The following is a 23,241-nucleotide window of genomic DNA, read 5'->3' as shown; positions in this document are numbered from 1 at the left end:
ACAAGCTTCGAAGTGTATACTTTCTGATATCTTAAGAAAACCGCCAAATTGGCGGTTGTGATGATGCTTGATGCTAATCGTTAGCTCTCCAGCATCATCTTCTCGTTGGTGGATTACCATTCTTGCCGTACCCGGATTGGTAACCGTCTATACTCGGCTTTTCAAGTCGCCTTCCTTACGCCTTCTGTGCAATCAACTTACTCATCGCATGACGGTGCGGTATACCCGACGAATTGCAATCAAAAATCACCTCAGGGCAGCTGTGAATCAACCAATCGTGATAATGCATCATAAGCTCCCCGGACCTCCAGTCGTAAGCGTACGGCTCATCCTCGGGAGGAGGCGCAATGAACGGCTTTTGTACGAACACATTAAGGCAATGAAGTCCCTCTGCCGACGTGAATTTTTTATAATTCGCAAAGATCTCTTCACGATACTCGGGTCGGATATAATGCAGCACGCCGCTGGAATACAGCACGTCAAACTCCGAGTCCAGACGGTAATCGGAAATATCCGCCTTGAATACGTTCACGTGAACCCCGATGTGATCGGCCAATCGCTTCGTTTTCTCAATCCCCGCATCCGAAATGTCGAATGCTGTGACATCATAGCCGTTACGGGCAAAAAACACGGCATCCTTCCCTTCACCGCACCCGATATCCAGCAGCTTTACCCTTCTTGTGGGCGGGATCATTTCAAGCACCTGATAACAGGCTGCGTTCGGCTCCGTGCCCCAATAGTACCCTGGTGTTTTATACTCCTCTTCATATATGCTGATCGGCTTGCCCGCCCCAGAATAACCAAACAACTTATCGATGCTGACATCAAGCAGCAGTGAGAGCTCGGGAAGCAGCGCAATATCGGGCATGGTCTGTCCCGTTTCCCATTTGGATACCGCCTGGAACGTAACGCCCAGCTTGTGGGCCAATCCCTCCTGCGTAAACCCCCGTTCTTTGCGGTAACGATGAATATTTTTGGCTAACATGTCTCTCATACGTATCACACTCCTATATAACCACATTGTAGGGGGCCTGCACGGGGCACACAATAACCCGATCTTTGAATCCCGGAAGAATTCAACCGCCAGTTGAAATCATCCAAATTCAGGAATTCAGTGCCCAGGCATGTTACAATAAACCTGTTTTAAAATCACTATAGATGATAATAAGGGAGAACGCTCGTGAACATTAGAAAGCTGAATACTCATGAAAAACCCCCTATGGACCTGCTGCTCCTTGCAGACCCGTCGATCAGGCTTGTAGAGGACTATGTAAAACGAGGTCATTGCTATGTGGCTGAAGAGGACTCGCATCCAATCGGGGTCTACGTTCTGCTGCCGACAAGGCCCGATACGATCGAGCTGGTTAACGTTGCCGTAAGCGAGAATCTGCACGGCCAGGGATATGGCAAACAGCTCGTGAATCATGCCATCGGGCAAGCACGAGAGCTGGGATATGCAACGATTGAAGTTGGCACAGGGAGTACCGGCGTGGCGCAGCTGGCGCTGTATCAGAAATGCGGATTTCGGATGACAGGCATCGATCGGGACTTTTTTGTCCGTCATTACGAAGAGGAAATCTATGAGAACGGCATGCTGCTGCGCGACATGGTGCGGTTGTCGTTAGATTTGTAAGGTTTCGGGGCTGGGCTATGCACCACTCCTTCATTCGGTGAATAGGCTATCGCATATTGATTATGGAGGAGAATCTATTGAGCATGAGTCAAAACCCGAGGCATCTTGCTTGGCATGAAACGCTGGAGATTCATGAATTAACCGCCTTTCAGGCTAACCACCTGATGGGGTTCAAAATGTCATTGCATGATATTAAAGATCCTCAGCTCCATGGACTATACACCGAGGCGATCCAAGGAGTAGAACAAAACTTACGAGAGCTTTTACCTTACTATTCGGAAGCCCCAACCGGAACCCGTAGTCTTTCCGGTGCCGATATGACGGCGTATTACGCTGGCCATCTCTTGGGCTTTGCCAAAACCTCTGTCCGCAGCTACGCTATTGCCATTACCGAAGCCGCAACGCCTAGCGTAAGAGAAACCCTGCAGAAGCAGTTGAACAAAGCCATTGAGCTGCACGGGAAGGTCTTCTATTTTATGTATGCGCGCGGTCTGTATCCATCTTACAATTTGAAGCAGCTGCTGGAGAATGACGTGAAAAATGCCAACAAGGCATTAAGTCTCTAACCTCAGCAAAAAAGCCCCGGGCTACACAAGACAGGTTTTTACGAGATGTTATTCTCGCCAATACCGTCAGCTGTATAGCTCAGAGGCTTTTTCTAATTTACATATCATCCCTCAAAAAGATAGGGATTATTTATTCAGCGTTTCGCTCCAGTCATGCACCATATGACCCTCGAGATATTTCTCACAGTCCATAGCGGCCATACAGCCTGTGCCTGCAGCCGTAATCGCTTGACGGTAACGCGTATCCTGAACGTCACCACAGGCGAATACGCCCGGGATGTTCGTCTCCGTCGTACCCGGTTTAACCAGGATGTAGCCGGTCGGATCGGTTGTAATCTGATTGCCAAGGAAGCCCGTGTTCGGCGTATGGCCGATCGCCACGAACACGCCTTCCGCTTCAATCAGTTCATCTTCTCCGGTCTCGTTGTTGCGGACCTTTAGCCCCTTAACACCGGTTTCGCTGGTAACCACCTCAACCGGCGTACGGTCCAGAGCCCACTGGATCTTCTCGTTCTCACGTGCGCGATCCTGCATGATCTTGGATGCACGCAGTTCGGTACGACGGTTCACTACCGTTACGCTGGAAGCAAAACGCGTCAAGAAGCTGGCTTCCTCCATCGCGGAGTCGCCGCCGCCGATGACAATGATCTTTTTCCCGCGGAAGAAGAATCCGTCGCATGTTGCGCATGTGCTTACGCCGCGGCCAACGTTCTCCTGCTCTCCCGGAATTCCAAGATACTTCGCGGAAGCTCCTGTCGAGATAATCACGGACTCAGCCAGAAGCTCGCCCATGCCCTCGACATTCACCTTGAACGGACGCTCGGAGAAATCAACGGACTCGACCCAGGCACTCTTGAACTCCGCACCGAAGCGCTCCGCTTGTTGACGCATATTATCCATCAGCTCAGGACCCATGATTCCTTGCGGAAATCCAGGGAAGTTCTCAACCTCCGTCGTTGTCGTAAGTTGACCGCCCGGCTGCATTCCTTCGATAACGAGCGGCTTCAAGTTCGCGCGTGCCAAGTAGATGGCTGCCGTCAATCCGGCAGGTCCTGTTCCGATTACGATTGATTTGTACATAGATACGGCCTCCTTTAAGGTGTCGATTTTTGTTGCGTGCTTCATTCTATTCTGGACTTATGGAATCTTCATGTACCAAGGTCTCCTAAGTATCCGAATATGGGTTCTTACTTAAATGTTTTCCGTAAATGGCCGAAAATTATCATCCGGCTGTGCTTTCGTTTCACATACGCTATCCATTTGACGTGCGTAACGGCTAACGGTTGATGGCGATATACCATAACGGACAGCCACCTGTTCATAGGTCAGGGTTCGTCCGCGCTTCTTGGCCGTCAGATATTCCAATGCCGCTGCCCAGCCCTCCACATTCCGAATGTTCGGAATATCAGGATACAGCCGGCTTAGGAAATCGGACCAGAGATTCTCCATCTCTTTTTTCCAAAAAGCGTCTACCCGCATGTCCATCGTCTGCTCTGCCTTCTCCAGCACCGCTTTCCAGGAAGGCAGCCAATCCGGCAGCACCTCGCGGGTCTTGCTGCTGGATACATCGCGATCGTCGCGGCGTTCCTTCAGCCGATTGCTTGCGGCCTCCATCTGCTGGAGTACCAGGCGGGCGGCATCCTTCAGCTCCGCATCCTCTCCCGGCTCCTGCAAGAACGACTGCAGCGCATGCTGCACCTCTTCATCGGCAATCAATTCCAACGTCCGGATCACCTGCAGCTTGGTATGGGGATCGCCATGTCGGAGCGCCCAGAAGAACGAAGATCGAATCAGCGGATTCTGCTTCGCTTCCTCCGTCAATTTGTCGCCGTCATGCTCCCAGCGTTTGAACTGCTCTTCGAATGGAAGATGATAGTGATAACTCACCTTCATCTGGTCCGTACCGGTCTCTTTACGCTTTTGCAGCTGTGCCAGATAGAAATTCGGAATCACCGAGTCTCCGTCCAGCTTCAATGCTTGCCGCCAATATTTCTCGGCCTTATCATAATAACCGCTATTGCAAGCCGCAGCAGCAGTATAATGATACAGACTAGGATCTCCGCTAAACTCCTCTTCCTTCAACAAGCGGCGAAAATGACCGTAGGCGATTTCATGCTGCCCCAGTATTCCCATCGTTGTCGCCAGCTTAAATACATGCTCCTGATGAAAAGGAACCGTCACCGTTAGCATGTCCATCAATCGGTCGCGCTGTTCCTGATTTCCTTCATGCTGAAAGAAGATAGCCAGATTGCATAGACCGTGCAGATTGCCCGGCTCCTGATCCAACACCTCGCCAATCGTGCGCTTCGCGGTATCAAAGCGCCCCATATAATAATAAGCCAGAGCCAGATTGTTGCGCGCAGCCAGAAAATCCGGATTATCCTTGACGATTTCCTCCAACAGCTTGACCGCTTGAGCGAATTTCCCTTCCTCAAGCAGTGCCCGGGCATGCTCATGCTCGACCACGCCTTCACGACTCTTGATCCGGTTCAGCTTGGCAGGACGATTCAGCTCGTAATGAAGCAGCTCCATCATCTCCTCGGCCTCATCCAGAAACTGACCGCTGGGATCCTCTTCCAGATAGGTGACAAGCGCTTCTTCCGCTTTCTCGAACTGTTCCATATTGGCGTAGTTGTTCGCCATATAGAAATAGCACTCCGTCATCAACGGGTCAACCTGCTCCAGAACGTGAGCCAGCACATCGTTGGAAGCTTTATAATCTCCCGTCTCTGATAATATACCCGCCATATTGCAATGATTCACCGGATTATCCGGTTCATATTCAACAGCTTTGCGAAAATATTTCAGAGCCTTGTCATATTGGAAACGATCAAGCGAACGAACCGCGCGATCGAAGAAGAAATTGGCATTCATCTCGATAGATATAACATTGTGGGGGTCACTGGACCCATATGGATGACCATTCACGAAAAGCAAGGCACCTCCTTTAACTTGCTCCTCTATCCACAACAGTATAACACAAGTTTCAACGTCATTTGCAGAAAAAAGACACCAGTTTACACACCGGCGTCTTTGAATAAAGTGGCGATCGATCCGCCCTCGATAATAATGTGGGTTGCCTGGGCCAACATGGGCGCAACAGACAGCACCTTAAGCCGCATCTTGCAGTGATGATCCGGGAGCACGATGGAGTCTGTGACCACGATTTCCTCGATGTGAGCATGGTCCAGACGGCTTAGCGCTTCACCGGAGAAGAGCCCATGGGTCGCACAAACGATGGCATCGTTAGCTCCCCGTTCCTTAAGACCTTCGACCACTTGCACGATGGTGGTTCCGGTATCAATCAAGTCCTCGATAATAATCGGCGTACGCCCTGCCACGTCCCCAATCACATGGGTGATAACGGCTTCGTTATGGGCAGGACGCTGCTTGACCATCATGGCAAACGGCGATCCCAAGCGGCTTGCGAGCTTCTCGGCTGTCTTCGCCCGCCCGGCATCGGGGGATACGATGACCGGGTTCTCGATATTCTTGGACTTCAGATACTCCGTAATCAGATCCAGTGCAGTCAGATGATCCACCGGTATATTGAAGAAACCTTGAATGGCGGGCGCATGCAGATCAATCGTAATCACGCGGTTGGCCCCGGCTGTGGTCAGCACATCGGCTACCATTTTGGCCGATATCGGTTCACGAGGCGCTGACTTTCGTTCCTGTCTGGCATAACCGTAATAGGGCACAATGATATTGATCGTTCTGGCGGAAGCACGCTTTGCGGCATCAATCATCACCAGCAGTTCTACGAACATTTCATTGATCGGGTGAGAAAAGGACTGCAGTAGAAAAACATCGCAATTGCGGATGCTCTCTTCAAAGTGTACATAAACTTCGCCACTCTGAAAGCGGGAAATCTTGATCTTTCCCAGTTCAACTCCCAACTGCTGACTGATATTTGCGGCAAGCGTCGGATTGGAAGTTCCGGCGAACAATCGTAATGAACGATACATGAGGACCTCCTGACGAGAGTGGTTGATAATGTCGGCTGATGCAGCGATCTCGTTGAAAGCGCTATCGTCAAATCAGGCTGTTCCCGCCTCCTTCAACCTCTTCGAAGAAGGGTCTCTAGGAGTAGAAAACAGCCGTCTGCAATAAACCTGTTTGCAATTAGAGCTTTTCTTTATTATACATCGTTTCCCTCAACATTCAAAAGCACCATCTCCCGCTTCCGGTTACGGAAGGTCGCGATCTCCCGAACGCCAAGCTCCCAGAGCAGTGTCCGGGCCTTGTCCAGATGCTCGCCCAGCTTCATCGGCTGATGGGCATCCGACCCTAAAGTCAACGGAATGCCAAGCTTCATCGCTTCCTCCAGCATGCGGCGGCTCGGAAACATTTCCTCACAGGCCTTCGATAAACCGGAGGCGTTCAGCTCCATGGCTCGCCCGCTTTGGGCCACGGCCGCAAGCGCGGCTCGCTCCAGAGCGATCACGTCCGGCTTCTGCTCGGGTCCTGGCCCATATCCGAACCGCTTAATCACATCCAGATGGCCCATGATATCATAAAAGCCGGTCGCGGCGGCCTTCTGCACCGCATCATAATATTGTTGATAGACCTCAAGCGGATCCTTGCCCTCCCAGCCTTGGGTCTGGCGGTAATCCGTAATATCCCATTCACCAAGAAAATGAACGGAGCCAATGACATAATCCCAAGGATAGTCTTTCACGATCCGCTCGATCTGTTCTTCATATCCCTCGATATAATCGCCTTCGATACCAATCCGAATGTCAATCTGTCCTTTGTAACGCTCCTTCAGCTGCAGGCACTCTTCCACGTAACGCGGCAGCTCGTCCATCGGCATGGCCATCTCCGGATAATACGTCTCCGGGTTGACGTGAATCAAGGGCATATGATCCGACAAGCCCAATTGATCCAACCCGAGTTCAATGGCGCGCCGAACATACTCCTCCAGCTGCCCCTCGGCATGCCCGCACCGGGCATGATGGGTATGGTAATCAATATGCATCGAGCAGGCCTCCTAATCGCGGCGCGGCCGTTCATGGCGGCGGCTCAGCTCATCCATGATCTCATCCAGCGGGAGCTTCCGCTCCTGAAGAAGCACCAGCAGGTGGTAGATCAGATCGCTGATCTCAAGCTTCAGCTCGGCGTTGTCTTTATTTTTGGCGGCGATGATCGTTTCGGAGGCTTCTTCGCCCACCTTCTTAAGGATTTTGTCCACCCCTTTATCAAAGAGGTATGTCGTATAAGCCCCTTCAGGCCGCTCCACTTCACGCTGGGCAATGACCTCTTCCAACTCGGCAAGAACCGCAAACCGCCCGCTCTCAGCAGCTGAAGGGTTACTCCCTGACCCGCTTTTCTGCCCCTGAACGGTAATCTCATTGTGGAAGCAGGTCGTTTGTCCGGTATGACAAGCCGGTCCCTTCGGATTCACCTGCAGTAAGAGGGTGTCTCCATCACAGTCGTACGTCATGGATACTACCGTCTGGACGTTCCCGGATGTTGCCCCCTTATGCCACAGCTCCTCGCGCGAACGGCTCCAGAACCAAGTTTCGCCGCTTTCCAGCGTCAATCGAAGAGACTCCCGATTCATATAAGCCATCATCAGCACCTGCTTGCTCTGTGCATCCTGTACAATCGCCGGCACCAGGCCCGAGGCATCCCAACGGATGTGCTCGCTGACCTGCTCCAGGGATAAATCCTTCAACATATCTTCGCTCACCGTATATCCACTCCTTTTTGACTAAGATGCAACTTCAGATGAGGAATCGAGATCTCTTTATAGTGAAAAATCGTTGCGGCAAGACCCGCATCCGCCTTCCCCTTGGTGAACACGTCATAGAAGTGATCCTCTTTGCCGGCGCCGCCGGACGCGATGACCGGGATCTGCACCGTCGAAGATACGGCAGAGGTTAGCGACAGATCGAACCCATCCTTTGTACCGTCCGCATCCATGCTGGTCAACAAAATCTCGCCCGCACCCAGGCTCTCCGCCTGTTTTACCCAATCCAGCGCTTTGATGCCGGAAGGCGTACGTCCGCCGTGCGTGTACACTTCCCATTCTCCCCACGTTTCGTTGTACTTGGCGTCGATCGCCACGACGATGCATTGGGAGCCGAATTTGCGTGCTCCGGCGGAGATCAGCTCAGGCTGCTTGACCGCGGCCGTATTCATCCCGATTTTATCCGCGCCCGCACGCAGAATCCGCTTCATGTCCTCGACGGACGAGATCCCTCCACCCACGGTAAAAGGAATGGCGATTTCACCTGCCGTTCTCCGAACGACTTCTTCCATCGTTGCCCGGCCTTCAACCGAAGCTGATATATCCAGAAAGACTAGCTCGTCTGCGCCTTCCCGGTCATAGAGCGCCGCCAATTCCACGGGATCGCCCGCATCGCGGAGATTCACAAAATTTACGCCCTTCACCACCCGGCCGTCCTTCACGTCCAAGCAAGGTATGATCCGTTTTGCCAGCATGCCTTTCCCCTCTTCCCCTTTGAACTCAATCAATCGCTTATTTGAACGGATCCAAGGTCCAGCCTCACTTGATTCGCGAAATGGCCTCGTTCAGGTCAATATTGCCTGTATACAGCGCCTTGCCTACGATTGCTCCGCCTACACCGTCACCGCTGTGCGCGCTGAGCGCCAGCAGATCGTCCAGCTTCGTCACGCCTCCCGAAGCGATGACCGAGCGGCCGCTGGCTTTGGCAAGCGAGACAATCGCCTCTACGTTAGGCCCCTGCATCATCCCGTCGCGGGAAATATCGGTAAAGATGAAGGTTTCCGCTCCTTTGGCTGCCAGCTCCTTAGCCAACACCTCGGCTTGAACCTCCGACGTTTCCAGCCAGCCCCTTGTTGCGACGTATCCGTTGCGCGCGTCGATCCCGATGGCCACCTTATCGCCGTATTTTCCCAGCACCTCTTCCGTAAAGACACGGTCTTCAATTGCCGCCGTACCGATGATAACCCGGCTGACGCCAAGCGAGAGCAGCCGCTCCACATCCGCCAGCGTACGCAAGCCTCCGCCTACCTGAACCGGAACCTGGACGCTGGATGCGATCTTCCCGATGATATCGTCATTCACTGGATGACCAGCCTTTGCTCCGTCCAAATCTACAAGATGAATAAAGGTGCCGCCCTGCTCTTCCCACGATTTGGCTACCTCGAGCGGATTGTCATTGTATACCGTTTCTTGATTATAATCACCTTGCACGAGCCTGACGCATTTGCCACCACGAATATCGATTGCCGGATATATGATAAAAGAGGACATCCCCATTCCCACTTTCCTTCTGGTCTATTTGATCGCCTTACATTACGTTAAAGCCTATGTTAAAGCTAAAAAATTCCGAAGCAGGCTCATCCCAAGCTCCCCGCTCTTCTCGGGATGGAACTGCATGCCGTATACCGAACCACGGCCCACGATGGCCGTCACTGGCTGACCGTAATCGGTAACCGCCAGCAAATCAGCCTGAACCTCAGGAAGAACATGATACGAGTGGACAAAATACACATGACCTTCCTCAAGCCCCGCAAACAGCGGATGCTCCCGCTTCTCGAACTGCAACGAATTCCAGCCCATATGCGGCACCTTGTAGTCACCACCCGCAAACCGTACAACCGATCCGGGCAAAATATCCAGTCCTTCATACTTGCCATGCTCCTCGCTTCGGCTGAACAGGAGCTGCATGCCGAGGCAAATCCCCAGCAGCGGCTTCCCCGATTCCGCAGCTTCCTTCATGACCGAGTCCAGCGAGGTTTCGCGCAACTGCTCCATGGCATCTCCGAACGCGCCGACCCCGGGCAGAATGATGCCATCCGCCGCCAGAATCTCCTCACGCTCCCCCGTCAGAAGCGGCTTATATCCAAGCCGCTCCACTGCTTTACTGACGCTGTGCAGATTGCCCATGCCGTAATCCACGATTGCAATGGCCATCGATTAGAGCACTCCCTTCGTGGATGGCACGCCGGTCACCCGCGGATCCACGGTAGTCGCCTCATCCAATGCACGGCCGAGCGCCTTAAACACCGCTTCAATCATATGGTGGGTATTGTGTCCGTAATGAACGATGACATGCAGCGTGATCCGGGCTTCCAGCGCCAACTTCCACAGAAATTCATGGACAAGCTCGGTATGAAAAGAGCCTACCTGCTGCGAAGGATACTCGGCCCGATACTCAAAATGCGGGCGGTTGCTGATATCCACAATGACTTGAGCAAGCGCCTCATCCATCGGTACAAACACGCTGGCATACCGCTTGATCCCTTTTTTATCGCCCAGCGCTTCCCGGAACGTCTGCCCCAGGCAAATCCCGATATCCTCCACCGTGTGGTGGTCATCGATCTCGATATCGCCTTTCGCCTTGACGCGAAGATCGAACTGGCCATGCTTCGTAAACAAGTCAAGCATATGATTCAGAAACGGCACATCGGTCTCCAATTCCGAAATCCCGGTTCCATCGACATTGAAATCCAGGGCAATGTCGGTCTCATTGGTTTTGCGGCTCACGCCGGCTGATCTTGCTGCTGCATCCAAACTGCTCACGTTGATTGCCTCCTCTAAACGTATCTAGTATGCACGAATCATTCAAGTTCCTCTTTGATGCTTAACTCTCCTGTTCAAGCCGAATCTCGATCGCCCGGGCATGGCCTTCAAGCCCTTCGCGCCGGGCCAGCTCCATAATCTGCTCGCCGTCGCGCAGCAAGGCCTCCTTGCTGTAGTAGATCAAACTCGATTTCTTAATGAAATCGTCCAGATCAACCGGCGATGCGAACCGTGCCGTCCCATTCGTCGGGATGATATGATTCGGTCCTGCAAAATAATCGCCTACCGGCTCCGAGCTGTATGGCCCCAGGAAGATTGCACCCGCGTTCTCGATCTGGCCCACAATCGCCATCGGCTCCTCCGTCACGATTTCCAGATGTTCCGGCGCCAAACGGTTAATAACCTCGATCCCTTCTCTAAGGGATTCCGTTATGATCACCGCACCGTAAGTGTCAACGGAAGCTCGGGCGATGTCGCGCCGCGGCAGCAGCTCAAGCTGCCGCACCACTTCAGTGGCAACCGCCTCGCCCAGCTTGCGCGAAGGCGTCACGAGAATGGCGGATGCCATTTCGTCATGCTCTGCTTGGGAGAGCAAATCCGCCGCAATATACGAAGCATCTGCGCTGTCATCGGCCAATACCGCAATCTCGCTCGGACCAGCCAGGCTGTCAATATTGACCGCCCCGTACACTTCTCGCTTAGCCAGCGCAACGTAAATATTGCCGGGACCGCAGATTTTATCGACGGGGGAAATGGTCTCCGTGCCGTAGGCCAAAGCTGCAATCGCTTGAGCTCCTCCTACGCGGTAGATCTCCGTAACGCCCGCTTCGGCCGCAGCGACCAGGATATAGGGGTTAATCCCATCCTTCCCGCCGGTAGCCGGAGGGGTGACCATGACAATCTCGGGCACGCCTGCCACTTGCGCCGGGATCACGTTCATCAATACGGACGAAGGATAGGCTGCTTTTCCACCGGGTACATATACACCCACGCGCTTCAACGGACGAATGATTTGTCCTAAGATGCTGCCATCCGGCTGTAGATCCATCCAGGAATTTCGCTTCTGCTTCACATGGAAAGCCCGAATATTATCCGCCGCGGCCTGAATCGCCTTCACGAACGATGGCTCCACATGATCATAAGCCGCTTTGAGCTCTTCTTCCGTAACTCGAAGCTGATCTGCGGTCAGACGGACACGGTCCAATTGCTCGGTATGCCGCAGCAAGGCAGCATCTCCTTCAGACCGAATATCCCGCACGATCGCCTTCACGACTTCATTCTGCTCTGGTGTGCCGTAATCATTTTCCCGTTTTAGCTGAAAGTCCCGTGCTGATACAACCTTCACCTTAATCTCCCCCAATCCCGCTGCTTGCATCACATCTTGTTTCGATACACGCTTAGCGTTTCTTACGAATCGTCAATCTATTTGTCCGATCTATCCATGCACATCTTTGTTTATACCTTCATTTCTTATCGCTGTATATCGGCTCCCTCAGACATAATGACCGTTTGCAGCCGATCGCACAATGCCTGAATTTCATCATTCTTCATCCGATAGCTGACACGATTGGCAATCAGGCGACTTGTAATTTCAAAGATGCTGGTCATCTCTATAAGTCCGTTCTCCTTGAGCGTTTGGCCCGTTTCCACCATATCCACGATCCGGTCCGCCAAACCGATTAGCGGTGCAAGCTCGATCGAACCGTTCAGCTTAACCACTTCAACCTGCTGGCCTTGTTCACGGAAATATTGTGATGCCACGTTCGGATATTTAGTGGCAACCCGCTGACGTATGCCCGGCTTCCAGTCCGGCAAGCCGATAACCGACATCCTGCACCGCGCAATGCCGAGATCCAGCAGCTCATATACGTCTTTGTTCTCTTCCATCAGCACATCCTTGCCAACGATTCCGATATCCGCGACACCGTATTCCACATAAGTCGGCACATCCACCGGCTTCGCCAGAATAAATTCCATTCCTGCCTCCGGCAAGGGAATGACCAGCTTGCGCGTCTCATCCACATCGAGGGGAATCGGAAGTCCGGCTGAACGGAACAGCGCGGATGCTTTTTTATAAATACGCCCTTTGGGCATCGCTACTTTCAACGTTTCCGCCACGTTCACATCCTCCTGACCTTAACCTATATAAAATAGAGTGATATATCAGCGTTCTATTGAAGGGTAATGATCTCCCGATAGCCTCGATTAAGCAGGCTGCCGGGTATAACGGGTACCCCCGCATCGCGGACATTCGCCGAGTCCGGGATGATCGAGGTGATGACGGTATGGCCCTGTGCCCGCAATTCTGATGCTTTTGCCAATCCCTCTTTGCGATAGGAGGCCGTGTACCGGATCAGAATAGGCAGCTCCTCCGCAATCTCTTCCCCTTGCACCCCATCCAGAATGCGATTGGTCTTGAGTGCAAAGCCGGTTGCCGGAACCGCACGGCCAAACTGCTGCAGAAGCTTGTCGTAACGACCACCGCTTGCGACGGGCGAGCCCAGTTCGGCAGCATATCCCTCGAACGTCATTCCCGTGTAATAGGAGAAGTCGCCGAGCATCGTCAGATCAAACAGAACATGTCTGGAGACGCCGTATGCCTCCAGCACCTCCCATACTCTGCACAGGTGCTCAATAGAAGCTCTTGCGAGATCGTTGCTGCTAATCTCAAGTGCTTGCCCGGCAATCTCCCTGCCCCCGCGCAGCTTTAGGATTCCCTCCAGTTGGTTCTGCTGTGACTCCGTAAGGCGCAGACTGGCAATGGTATTTCTGTATCCGACATAGTCGCGGTTCAGCAGATCCTGCTTCAGGCTCTCTTGATCCTCCGTACGCTCAGGCAGCACCTCCTGGAGAAGGCCATTAAGATAACCCATATGTCCCATCGCGATTTTGAATTTCTCCACGCCTGCCGCCTTCAGGGATTCGATGGCCAGCGCAATCACCTCGGCATCCGCCTCCGGCGTATCATCGCCTACAAGCTCGACGCCGGTCTGGAAGAACTCAGCCTCCCGGCCTGCTTCCTCTTCGATTGCGCGAAACACATTTGCATGGTAAGACAAACGCACCGGCAGCGGCTCATCCTTCAGCAGCGACGACATAACCCGTGCTATGGGAGCGGTCAGATCGGACCGCAGCACCATCGTCGTCCCGCGTTTATTCAATAATTTAAACAGTTTTTGGTCCGACGTAGAACTTGCCACGCCTACCGTATCGTAATATTCCATCGTTGGTGTCATAATCTGCCGGTAACCCCAGCGGTCCATGCATGCAAGCACTTCGCGTTCAATCCGACGCAGCTTGGTGACCGCATGAGGGAGATAATCACGAACACCTGCCGGTTTCTCGAAGCCTTTCGGTTTAGACATGACGCTCCACCTCAAATTCAGTAAAGTCTTTAATATGGTAAAGTGGTACCTTGCTAATAAATTAAAGGATATTGGCTATATTACCATGAACCCAGCCTGATCGTCAATGCATCAGGGATGCGTTCTGCTTATGTATCGTTCTCAGTTGTCATCCAGCCTAGCCGCCAAAAAATCCGCTTCACTTCTGGGTATAATTGTAACACAAGAACATGCTGGAGTGGCTTGCTTGTCTATGGATGAACTTTGCTATGTGCATGCGGCATAATAAAAAAAGCCGCCCGGCAGCCGGGCGGCTTTGCTTCATGATGATAGAAAAGAAAAAGGTATGCCTGCTTTGGTTATAGATCAACTGATTTCTTGCTGTCGCCTGCAACGGTGTCTTTTCTCTGCGATGGTGCTTTCGGTGCTTTGGATGATGGCTTCAATGATCGTGGAACGCTGCCAAGCAGCATCCAGGAGCCTGGAATCCACCGGAACACCGTTTGTACCACCAGTGCGCTGACAATGAGCGCAGTTACCATGCCGCCATATATCCAGATGAGATAGTCATCGGTTACCGGATTCAGCTTGAGATCGTACTCCCGATACAGGAACAGCCAAAGAGGATGCACCAGATAGATCGCGAAGGACAGCTCGCCAATACGTGTCAGAACCCTTACGATGAGTTTCCAACCGCTGTTGTACAGCCAGCTGGCCAGCTGCATCAGCACAATCGCGGAGAAAACCGTGTGCAGATTCCACAACAGCTCGTACAACAGGGAATCGTATTTGGCACCGTGCAATCTCTGATTGTACCAAATCTGCACATGCGTTAGCGCCATCGCGAGCCAGCCGGCCCATAACACGATCGTACCTGCTCTTTGACCTGAAGTTTGCTTTTTCCAGGATGATGTTAGCCAGCCCTTGAACTTGTCATAATTCATCGCCAGATAAGCACCCAGCATATAGTAGGCTAAATACGAGATGGCCAAGCTTCCTTTAAACGTGTAGTGCAGCTCGTATTTATTCCAAATGATAAAGCCCCATTGCAGCAGGAACCCGATGGGAACCGCCCACCGTACAAGAAACCGTGACGATTTGAACAGCTTAAGGAAAATCGGGAACAGGATATAGAACTGCAAACTGATAAATACAAAATATAAGTGCGTGTAGTTCTGTCCCCGAATTAAACGTTCAAAGAAAATCGGCATCTGTGCCCATAGATCAAATGAGCTGTTGAGCAACCCGTTCTGATACATTCGCACAAAGAAATAGATAATCGAGAACAACACATAAGGCAGCAAAATATACAAGAGCCGCCGTTTGTAGAAGTTTTTGATCAGATCCTTGGTCAGTGGCCGGTCTGCATAGTTATAGAACAGCACAAAACTGCTTAGGAATATAAACGAGGGTGTACCGTATTTAAAGAAAATATTCAAAAAATTAATAATATAATAGAATCGCGAATCAATCGCATCAACCGTTGCAAATGAAGTCGCATGAACGTGAAGCACGCCCAGGATGGCCAGCGCACGATAAATATCGAGCTGCGGGAGCCTTTCCTTTTTGTTCAGCGTTGCACTCATGTCAGGCGTCGCCTCCTTGATTTCAAGTATTTTCATAGAGCCAGTGTTTAAGGATAGGCGGGCAAAAAAGTCCCTCAAGGCTATCATACCCAGGGGACTATGGAATCACTTTGTGTCATGTTATCCTCTACTCATTCTACAATAATTCAGGCAGATTGAGAACCTAACTTGTCACATTACCTCAAATTGACTCACTTTCCGTCGATGTCCTTTTCAGCTCTCGCAATGGATTGCCGCCTACAAAAACACCCGGTGCCACATCTTTATGTACGACAGACCCTGCAGCAACAACCGCTCCATCTCCGATCGTTACGCCAGGCAAAATCGTGGTGTTCGCACCGATGAGCACGTTCTCCCCGATCCGCACTTCACCCAAACGATATTCCTTTATTAAATACTCATGAGCAAGAATCGTTGTATTGTAGCCGATGACCGAATTCTCGCCGATGGATATTTTCTCCGGAAAAAACACATCCACCATGACCATCAATCCAAACGCGGTATGCTTCCCCACCTTCATCCCGAGCATATGGCGGTATATCCAGTTCTTCAAGGGCAGGATAGGACAATAGCGGGCCAACTGGATAAAGATGAAGTTCTTGACGCCCTTGATCGGGCTCACGGTGCGGTAGATTTGCCATAACGCGTTGGGCCCTTCTACAGGATAACGGGTAATCTTTCTGGCCATGCTGCCAAAACTCCTATTCCTCTTGAAGTCCTACGATTTCATACAGGTCTTTCATATCCCTTAAAACATAATCCGGACCATACTCCATCAGCTTCTGCTCACCCTTCAGGGACCAAGCTACAGCGGCGGCCTTCACGCCCGCCGCCTTGGCAGATTGAATGTCAACCGGGCTGTCTCCGATCATCAATGTCGTAGCCGGATTGGCGCCCAGCCGCTCAATCGCCGTCAGAACGGGCTCAGGATGCGGCTTTGGATGCTCGACGTCGTTCACCGTAACAATCGCCGACATGAAACGCTCCAGATCGTACTTTTCCAAAGTCATCATCGTGGAAGGACGGATCTTCGTGGTTACAATTCCCAGCGAAAGCCCGTGACGATGAAGACGCTCCACGACTTCATTTACATGGGGGAACGGTCTCACCATCTCATCATGATGAAGCGTGTTGAAGGAGCGGTAGGCTTTGACAAGCGGACTAACATCCTCGACGCCTCCCGAGAACGCCTGCAGCTGCTGTTCCAGCGTGGTTCCCATATGTGGAATGATCTGCTCCCTGGTTAACGGCCCCGGGGCCTGAGCCTCGAAGACATGCAGAAACGACGAAATAATCAATTCATTCGTATCAATAATGGTTCCGTCCAAATCAAACAGTACGGTTTCGATCATGCTGCAACTACTCCTTTTTGTCCTCCGTATCTGGTTTTATTGCCGGAGTATCTTCTACTGGGGAAGGTTTGACTTCCGTCTCCTGGACTTGGGTTAGAGAGCTTTTGTCAGCCGTCTCTGCTGCCGGTTTGTCCTGCTTAACAGGTGCCTGCGCAGACGACTTCACGGCTTTATTGGTCTGAAGGTCCGCTTCAGGCGTAGGGCCTGCTCCGGTCTTCGTCGACACGATCGGGTCCAAATACCGCACATTGGCGCGACCTGTCACGCGGCGTACAATGATCAGTACGATGCCTCCAATGACAATCAACACGGACAGCAGCTGGGAGATCCTAATATTGCCGTAAGCCGGATCCAGATGGCCCAGTTCAAAGCCCATCCAAGTCATCGGTGCCCATAACGTATTGTTAATGAAGTCGGCAAGTCCGGTGGCTCCTTGGAACGCCAAACTGTCCGTGCGCACCGCTTCAATGAAGAATCGGCCGATGGAATACCAGATGAAATATCCGATGAAAAGTTCGCCTGCGCGCAGGAATTTCTGTCTGCGGAGGATAAGCAGTATGACAATACCCACCAAGTTCCATAAGGATTCATATAAGAAGGTAGGATGATGGAATACGCCTTGTACATTCATTTGATTGACGATGAAATCAGGCAGGTGCAGTTGTCCGCGTAAAAAGGACTCGCTTACAGGACCGCCATAAGCCTCCTGGTTAACGAAGTTCCCCCAGCGTCCAATGATCTGGCCGGCCAACAGGGACGGAGCACAGATGTCAGCAATCCGCCAGAACGAATAGCCTTTGCGGCGAACATAGATCAACGCACAGATAATGGCACCAATAAGGGCACCGAATATGGCAATCCCGCCGTTCCATATTTTGAACACATCCAGGAAGTTGTCTTTATAGTCTTCCCATTTAAAAGCTACATAATAAATACGCGCACCAATGATAGCGGAAGGAACGCCAAGCAGGAGCAAATCCATGAAAAATTCTTGCGGAATGCCAAAACGCTTCCCCTCGCGTATGGCCAGTAACAGGCCCGCCAAAGCACCCAAACCCAGAATCAAGCCATACCAATGAACACGCAGCGATCCGATGGAGAACGCCACCGGATCGATGAGCAATGTTTGCATCTTTTATAACCTCCCTAGTCCTAGTCCAAATCGTCCATATCTTCAGCGATCGTAGCTGTCAGTTTGTTCGTAAACTGCAGTGCAGCATTCAGTCCCATTTGTTTCAATCTGTAGTTCATAGCTGCCACTTCAATAATAACCGCAAGGTTACGTCCTGGACGAACCGGAATGGTGACCAGAGGGATGTCTGTCTCGATAATTCGTGTTGTCTCTTCATCTAACCCCAGACGATCATACTGTTTATCCTGCTGCCAGGCTTCCAATCGAACAACAAGCGTAATCCGTTTATTGTTCCGAACGGCTCCTGCACCGAATAACGTCATCACATTAATAATACCGACTCCGCGAATCTCCAAAAGATGGCGAATGAGCTCCGGCGCAGTTCCGTGAAGCTGAAAATCCGATGTCTGACGTATCTCCACCGCATCGTCCGCAATTAGACGGTGTCCGCGCTTGACGAGCTCCAGTGCCGTCTCGCTTTTCCCGATACCGCTTGAGCCTGTTATCAGCATCCCTACGCCATAAACATCACACAATACCCCGTGGATGGTTGTAGTTGGTGCAAGTTTACGCTCCAGGAAGCTTGTGAATCGGCTTGTCAGAATGGTTGTCGCCATGCTGCTGCGCAGTACAGGCAAACCTCTCTCATTCCCGAGTTCCACCAGTTCTTCCGGCACTTCCAAGGAACGTGTAACCACGATGCAAGGTGTTTCTTCCGTGCACAGGCTGCGCATCCGCTCTTTCCGCTCTTCTGGCTTCAGCATTCCGAAGAAAGCCAACTCCGTGCGCCCCATTAGCTGAACCCGTTCCCGCGGATGGTATTCAAAATAACCGGCCATTTCCAATCCCGGGCGATTCAGATCGTCCGTTGTAATCTGACGTTTCAAGCCTTCCTCACCTGCGATGACCTCCAGCTGAAACTGCTGGACCAGCTCGGATACTTTCACTTTCTTGGCCATGGTCTTACCCCTCTTCTTCCATTGTATGTTGACATCACAACGCAACCGTCACCACGGCTCGTCTTATGATGATATATTTCATGATTCGGTTATGTCCTTCTACAAAACAATGCTTCACATGCCGTACAGCCGTTTGTTACTTAGCATAAAATACGCTTCAACATCCCATGTGATCCATACTTATGTATCCCTTGCTTTGTGCTTATCTTATCGAAAAAAGCCAATGAATGCAATTCTCTTCGACTATTCGCTAGGGACATTCGGCTCATATCGGGGTGAACCGACGCTACAATTACGTACTATAACTTGAATAATATAAATGTAATGTTTTATTACGAAAGGCATTATTAACTCTATTCTTTTTCCGCCTCCGGGTTTACTGTTTTATATAATCTGCTATTCCATTGAATATATCTACTACCTTCCGCGTAAAGCGCCTTACACCTTCTTTAGGGGTGAATACGAATACTACCTTGATTTATGTCTTTTCCTCCTAAAAAAACCGCCCCTTGAGGGGGCGGTTTCCAAGAGATCCCGATTGCTGAAGATTAGTCTTCGAGCAATACGTTCAATTCAGACTCTTTATCAAAGATATGAACTTTGTTCATGTCGAGTGCCAATTTCACATTGTCGCCTTCACGAGTAGTCGAACGTCCGTCTACACGGCCGATAACCGTATCGGTGCCCAAACCGCTCAGGTACAAGAGCATTTCGTGACCAAGGTTCTCGGTTACGTCAACTTTTGCAGTGAAGATTGTGTTCGGAGAAGCTTCCAAGAAGACTGGCTCTTCATGAATATCTTCCGGACGAACACCCATGATTACTTCTTTGCCAATCATGGATTTATTTTTGAGCAATTGTGCTTTACCGCCTGGTACTTGAACGTTCAAGCCCTGGGAAGTGAAGTATACGCCACCGTTTTGCTCGGACAATTTGCCGTTGATGAAGTTCATGGTTGGGGAACCGATGAAACCAGCAACGAACAGGTTGTTCGGATTGTTGTACAGTTGCTCTGGGGAATCCGCTTGTTGAATAATGCCGTCCTGCATAACAACGATACGGTCACCCATCGTCATAGCTTCTGTTTGGTCATGCGTTACATAGATACAAGTGGTTTCAAGACGCTTAACCAGCTTTGTAATTTCGGCACGCATCTGACCGCGGAGTTTCGCATCCAAGTTGGAAAGCGGCTCATCCATCAAGAAGACTTGTGGATCACGGACAATCGCACGACCCAAGGCAACACGCTGACGCTGACCACCGGACAGAGCTTTTGGTTTGCGCTCAAGCAAATGCTCGATATCCAGGATTCTCGCTGCTTCACGTACACGTTTATCGATTTCGTCTTTCTTCACTTTACGGAGTTTCAAACCGAATGCCATGTTCTGATATACATTCATATGTGGATACAAGGCGTAGGATTGGAATACCATCGCGATGTCGCGATCTTTAGGTGCTACATCGTTAACAACGCGGTCGCCAATGTAAAGTTTACCCTCAGAAATTTCCTCAAGACCTGCGATCATACGCAGTGTTGTGGACTTACCGCAACCGGAAGGACCTACCAATACCAAGAATTCTTTATCTTTAATATCCAGATTAACGTCAATTACAGTTGCTTTATCCGCACCTGCATACTTTTTGTAAATATGCTCTAAGCGTACACCAGCCATGTGCATTTGCCCCCTCATATGAATGTTATGAAATCGAATACAATTAATTTATAATCTTATATTACCCCATAGGCACCTGACTTGCTATACACAATCTGCACAAAAAACCTATTTCCTTTTCGTCACTTTATACAATAGAAGCGTTATTTTCACTAAAACCGCATCACTGAAGCTGCGAACATCAAGCCCCGTCTCCTGTTTGATCTTATCCAAGCGGTACAGCAGCGTGTTACGGTGGATATACAGGTGCTTGGCCGTCTCACTCACGTTACAATCCAACTCGAAAAAAGACTCCAGCGTTGACAAGGTCTCACTATCCTCGAATAAATCGGTATGTCCGGCAGCGTACTCTCGCAGGAATTGATTGCGCTGGTACTCGGGAATGCTATAGACCAGACGCTCCAGATGAAGTCCAGTCGACAGATGGATGTGTTCCTTCACCTGGAATGTACGGCCGATGGTCATGGTCTCTCTTAACATGCTAACGGTCTGTGGTAGAGCATGGAGAGCATTAACTGCCGGTATCGCGGAGATATGGAAATCCCCCACCCATTCCGTTGAGATAAGCTCGTAGAGCCCCATACAGAATAAGGAGAGTAAATCCTGATCGCCTTCTGCCGGAGTATCCTCTTTATCATCGGTCGTTATACCGTCCAGCAATTCTTGGTCGGCTAGAATAATCCATTCTTTATCAAGCAGTGGCACCAAAATGATGTCCCCGTCAAAATAGCTTCGCAACAACCGATGCAGCGCCTTATAACTTGGAGTGGGAGCATGCTCACTCTCATGAATAAGAAGAAAGGGAACCATGTCCTCCGTCAAGCTTGTCCGAATCAACAGTTCCTCTGGTAACTCCGCTAGCAGTTCACCGGCCTGCAGGCGTTCCTTTAACCAACCACCCAACTGTTGGGCGCGCCGTTCTTCTTCTACCTTACCGGCATTCTTTGACGTTAACCCTGGCGTCGTATCCTGAAGGCTGGACAATAGCAGAGTTATAAGCCCAATCTCCGACTCCGTCAAAGTACCTTGATCCGCTACGATTACCCGGCGAGGATCCTGTTGATTCACCGGAATCCAAATCTCACCGAGATCCTTGTGTACATAGATGCCTTGAACCCTTCGTGATTTCTGTGAGGTTCCATTACGGTTACTCGATCCCTGGGCTCCTTCCTCATGAACAATCCGATCACCGAATTGCGGTGAGGTCGCCATTGATTTTGTTAACCATGCTGCTTCCTGATCATTCAATGTTTTTAAACCGAGTGAGGTACCCAAGGTCTGCTCTAGTTTCTGAACGATGTGCTCCATCTCCACCATTGATGACTCCACCACTTTATCGTTTTTTCTTATTTTAGCATAACACCCTGTACAAACGACAATGCCTTCTCTCTATATCCACCTATATTGGGGAAAAACAGCTTAAAAACAACACAAAAAGAGCCGTCAACGTTGTTGACGACTCTTCGGATGAGCCATGAAGGACTCGAACCTTCGACACCCTGATTAAAAGTCAGGTGCTCTACCAACTGAGCTAATGGCTCTTATTACTGGTGGAGGATGATGGATTCGAACCACCGAACTCGGACGAGAACAGATTTACAGTCTGCTGCGTTTGGCCACTTCGCTAATCCTCCAGGATATAAAGGTGGCTCGGGACGGAATCGAACCGCCGACACGAGGATTTTCAGTCCTCTGCTCTACCGACTGAGCTACCGAGCCTTACATAAAAATAAAGCACGGATTCCCACTTTAATCTGTGGAAAACCGACCATTTTTATTCCTTAAAATTAATAATGGCGGAACTGACGGGATTCGAACCCGCGATCTCCTGCGTGACAGGCAGGCATGTTAGGCCTCTACACCACAGTTCCACATTATTAAAAATGGTGCCGGCGAGAGGACTTGAACCCCCAACCTACTGATTACAAGTCAGTTGCTCTACCAATTGAGCTACACCGGCATGGTAAGGTGATAAAAATAGTGCATGGTGGAGGCTGAGGGGATCGAACCCCCGACCCTCTGCTTGTAAGGCAGATGCTCTCCCAGCTGAGCTAAGCCTCCAGGTATGTATGGTAGCGGCGGAGGGGATCGAACCCCCGACCTCACGGGTATGAACCGTACGCTCTAGCCAGCTGAGCTACACCGCCATATAAACCTATTTGCGTTCAAGTTATTCAAATGGCGGAGAGAGAGGGATTCGAACCCTCGCACCGCTTACGCAGTCTAACCCCTTAGCAGAGGGTCCCCTTATAGCCACTTGGGTATCTCTCCATCATAACTTGTATGCAGTTACAGAGATTGATTCCCTGAAAACTAGATACGAAACGAAATTTGCAGCACATTGAAATATGTTGGATAAGCCCTCGACCGATTAGTATTGGTCAGCTCCATGCATTGCTGCACTTCCACCTCCAACCTATCTACCTCGTCGTCTTCAAGGGGTCTTACTAGTTGGGAAATCTCATCTTGAGGGGGGCT

22 protein-coding genes, 8 tRNA genes and 1 rRNA gene are annotated in these 23,241 nt (G+C 50.9%); 2 read left to right on the top strand and 29 right to left on the bottom strand.

What is annotated here, in order from left to right; translation table 11 throughout:
- Positions 1 to 175: 175 nt before the first annotated feature.
- Entirely contained in the window at positions 176 to 994 is an 819-nt protein-coding gene (locus tag ACETK5_RS20340; protein WP_100539549.1) for a methyltransferase domain-containing protein, read from the bottom strand.
- 186 nt (positions 995 to 1,180) lie between these two features.
- On the opposite strand from ACETK5_RS20340, the gene ACETK5_RS20335 reads away from it, so the two are divergent.
- Complete coding sequence (locus ACETK5_RS20335; RefSeq protein WP_100539548.1) at positions 1,181 to 1,633, top strand: GNAT family N-acetyltransferase; 453 nt, start codon at positions 1,181 to 1,183, stop codon at positions 1,631 to 1,633.
- An 83-nt stretch (positions 1,634 to 1,716) separates the two neighbouring features.
- The gene (locus ACETK5_RS20330; RefSeq protein ID WP_394057512.1) at positions 1,717 to 2,199 is read left to right on the top strand and encodes a spore coat protein; all 483 of its coding nucleotides are present in this window, start codon (positions 1,717 to 1,719) and stop codon (positions 2,197 to 2,199) included.
- 126 nt (positions 2,200 to 2,325) lie between these two features.
- On the opposite strand, the gene trxB is transcribed toward ACETK5_RS20330, so the two are convergent.
- From trxB to ACETK5_RS20190, 28 genes are all read right to left on the bottom strand, one after another.
- Positions 2,326 to 3,279, bottom strand: coding sequence for a thioredoxin-disulfide reductase (gene trxB, locus ACETK5_RS20325; protein WP_076326141.1), 954 nt, complete (start codon positions 3,277 to 3,279; stop codon positions 2,326 to 2,328).
- A gap of 111 nt (positions 3,280 to 3,390) precedes the next feature.
- Positions 3,391 to 5,073 carry a tetratricopeptide repeat protein gene (locus tag ACETK5_RS20320; RefSeq protein WP_207797518.1) on the bottom strand — a complete coding sequence of 561 codons (1,683 nt, stop codon included), beginning with the start codon at positions 5,071 to 5,073 and terminating at the stop codon, positions 3,391 to 3,393.
- A gap of 143 nt (positions 5,074 to 5,216) precedes the next feature.
- Positions 5,217 to 6,167 carry a ribose-phosphate diphosphokinase gene (locus tag ACETK5_RS20315; protein ID WP_100539545.1) on the bottom strand — a complete coding sequence of 317 codons (951 nt, stop codon included), beginning with the start codon at positions 6,165 to 6,167 and terminating at the stop codon, positions 5,217 to 5,219.
- A gap of 173 nt (positions 6,168 to 6,340) precedes the next feature.
- Positions 6,341 to 7,180, bottom strand: a complete 840-nt coding sequence (gene hisJ, locus ACETK5_RS20310) for a histidinol-phosphatase HisJ (protein ID WP_100539544.1) — start codon at positions 7,178 to 7,180, stop codon at positions 6,341 to 6,343.
- A gap of 12 nt (positions 7,181 to 7,192) precedes the next feature.
- On the bottom strand, positions 7,193 to 7,894 hold the full coding sequence (gene hisIE / locus ACETK5_RS20305; RefSeq protein ID WP_100539543.1) for a bifunctional phosphoribosyl-AMP cyclohydrolase/phosphoribosyl-ATP diphosphatase HisIE: 702 nt from the start codon (positions 7,892 to 7,894) through the stop codon (positions 7,193 to 7,195).
- Positions 7,891 to 8,649: an imidazole glycerol phosphate synthase subunit HisF gene (gene hisF, locus ACETK5_RS20300; protein ID WP_100539542.1), complete on the bottom strand. Its 759-nt coding sequence runs from the start codon at positions 8,647 to 8,649 to the stop codon at positions 7,891 to 7,893. Before hisF ends, hisIE begins: the two co-directional genes overlap by 4 nt.
- A 64-nt stretch (positions 8,650 to 8,713) precedes the next feature.
- The gene (hisA, locus tag ACETK5_RS20295; RefSeq protein ID WP_326111873.1) at positions 8,714 to 9,445 is read right to left on the bottom strand and encodes a 1-(5-phosphoribosyl)-5-[(5-phosphoribosylamino)methylideneamino]imidazole-4-carboxamide isomerase; all 732 of its coding nucleotides are present in this window, start codon (positions 9,443 to 9,445) and stop codon (positions 8,714 to 8,716) included.
- A gap of 54 nt (positions 9,446 to 9,499) precedes the next feature.
- Positions 9,500 to 10,108, bottom strand: a complete 609-nt coding sequence (gene hisH, locus ACETK5_RS20290; RefSeq protein WP_100539540.1) for an imidazole glycerol phosphate synthase subunit HisH — start codon at positions 10,106 to 10,108, stop codon at positions 9,500 to 9,502.
- Positions 10,109 to 10,111: 3 nt separating this feature from the next.
- A complete protein-coding gene (gene hisB, locus ACETK5_RS20285) occupies positions 10,112 to 10,717 on the bottom strand; it encodes an imidazoleglycerol-phosphate dehydratase HisB (RefSeq protein ID WP_009595657.1) in 606 nt (201 codons plus the stop codon).
- A 61-nt stretch (positions 10,718 to 10,778) separates the two neighbouring features.
- Complete coding sequence (gene hisD / locus ACETK5_RS20280; protein ID WP_326111874.1) at positions 10,779 to 12,062, bottom strand: histidinol dehydrogenase; 1,284 nt, start codon at positions 12,060 to 12,062, stop codon at positions 10,779 to 10,781.
- Between the two features lie 125 nt (positions 12,063 to 12,187).
- A complete protein-coding gene (gene hisG / locus ACETK5_RS20275; protein WP_100539538.1) occupies positions 12,188 to 12,835 on the bottom strand; it encodes an ATP phosphoribosyltransferase in 648 nt (215 codons plus the stop codon).
- 53 nt (positions 12,836 to 12,888) lie between these two features.
- The gene (locus tag ACETK5_RS20270) at positions 12,889 to 14,082 is read right to left on the bottom strand and encodes an ATP phosphoribosyltransferase regulatory subunit (protein WP_326111875.1); all 1,194 of its coding nucleotides are present in this window, start codon (positions 14,080 to 14,082) and stop codon (positions 12,889 to 12,891) included.
- Positions 14,083 to 14,420: 338 nt separating this feature from the next.
- A complete protein-coding gene (locus tag ACETK5_RS20265) occupies positions 14,421 to 15,647 on the bottom strand; it encodes an acyltransferase (protein ID WP_100539536.1) in 1,227 nt (408 codons plus the stop codon).
- Positions 15,648 to 15,828: 181 nt separating this feature from the next.
- Positions 15,829 to 16,335, bottom strand: a complete 507-nt coding sequence (locus ACETK5_RS20260) for an acyltransferase (RefSeq protein ID WP_100539535.1) — start codon at positions 16,333 to 16,335, stop codon at positions 15,829 to 15,831.
- A 13-nt stretch (positions 16,336 to 16,348) separates the two neighbouring features.
- The gene (gene ppaX / locus ACETK5_RS20255) at positions 16,349 to 16,999 is read right to left on the bottom strand and encodes a pyrophosphatase PpaX (RefSeq protein ID WP_127594982.1); all 651 of its coding nucleotides are present in this window, start codon (positions 16,997 to 16,999) and stop codon (positions 16,349 to 16,351) included.
- Between the two features lie 7 nt (positions 17,000 to 17,006).
- Entirely contained in the window at positions 17,007 to 18,131 is a 1,125-nt protein-coding gene (gene lgt / locus ACETK5_RS20250) for a prolipoprotein diacylglyceryl transferase (protein WP_394057506.1), read from the bottom strand.
- 20 nt (positions 18,132 to 18,151) lie between these two features.
- Positions 18,152 to 19,090: an HPr(Ser) kinase/phosphatase gene (gene hprK / locus ACETK5_RS20245; RefSeq protein ID WP_071219440.1), complete on the bottom strand. Its 939-nt coding sequence runs from the start codon at positions 19,088 to 19,090 to the stop codon at positions 18,152 to 18,154.
- A gap of 548 nt (positions 19,091 to 19,638) precedes the next feature.
- Complete coding sequence (locus ACETK5_RS20240; RefSeq protein WP_100539532.1) at positions 19,639 to 20,763, bottom strand: ABC transporter ATP-binding protein; 1,125 nt, start codon at positions 20,761 to 20,763, stop codon at positions 19,639 to 19,641.
- 108 nt (positions 20,764 to 20,871) lie between these two features.
- A complete protein-coding gene (locus tag ACETK5_RS20235; RefSeq protein ID WP_394057504.1) occupies positions 20,872 to 22,092 on the bottom strand; it encodes a PucR family transcriptional regulator in 1,221 nt (406 codons plus the stop codon).
- A 139-nt stretch (positions 22,093 to 22,231) separates the two neighbouring features.
- Positions 22,232 to 22,304: transfer RNA gene (locus ACETK5_RS20230), tRNA-Lys, on the bottom strand.
- A gap of 7 nt (positions 22,305 to 22,311) precedes the next feature.
- Positions 22,312 to 22,397 (bottom strand) — tRNA-Tyr (locus ACETK5_RS20225).
- 12 nt (positions 22,398 to 22,409) lie between these two features.
- Positions 22,410 to 22,482 (bottom strand) — tRNA-Phe (locus ACETK5_RS20220).
- A gap of 75 nt (positions 22,483 to 22,557) precedes the next feature.
- Positions 22,558 to 22,634, bottom strand: a tRNA-Asp gene (locus ACETK5_RS20215).
- A 13-nt stretch (positions 22,635 to 22,647) separates the two neighbouring features.
- Positions 22,648 to 22,723: transfer RNA gene (locus ACETK5_RS20210), tRNA-Thr, on the bottom strand.
- A gap of 25 nt (positions 22,724 to 22,748) precedes the next feature.
- Positions 22,749 to 22,824 (bottom strand) — tRNA-Val (locus tag ACETK5_RS20205).
- Positions 22,825 to 22,833: 9 nt separating this feature from the next.
- A tRNA-Met gene (locus ACETK5_RS20200) sits at positions 22,834 to 22,910 on the bottom strand.
- Between the two features lie 32 nt (positions 22,911 to 22,942).
- Positions 22,943 to 23,034: transfer RNA gene (locus ACETK5_RS20195), tRNA-Ser, on the bottom strand.
- Positions 23,035 to 23,114: 80 nt separating this feature from the next.
- Positions 23,115 to 23,241: ribosomal RNA gene (locus ACETK5_RS20190) — 23S ribosomal RNA — on the bottom strand; the annotation flags it as partial.

The organism is Paenibacillus ilasis (genome assembly GCF_043195395.1).
Taxonomy (GTDB): domain Bacteria; phylum Bacillota; class Bacilli; order Paenibacillales; family Paenibacillaceae; genus Paenibacillus_AQ; species Paenibacillus_AQ lautus.
This window is presented reverse-complemented; position numbering and strand designations above follow the sequence as displayed.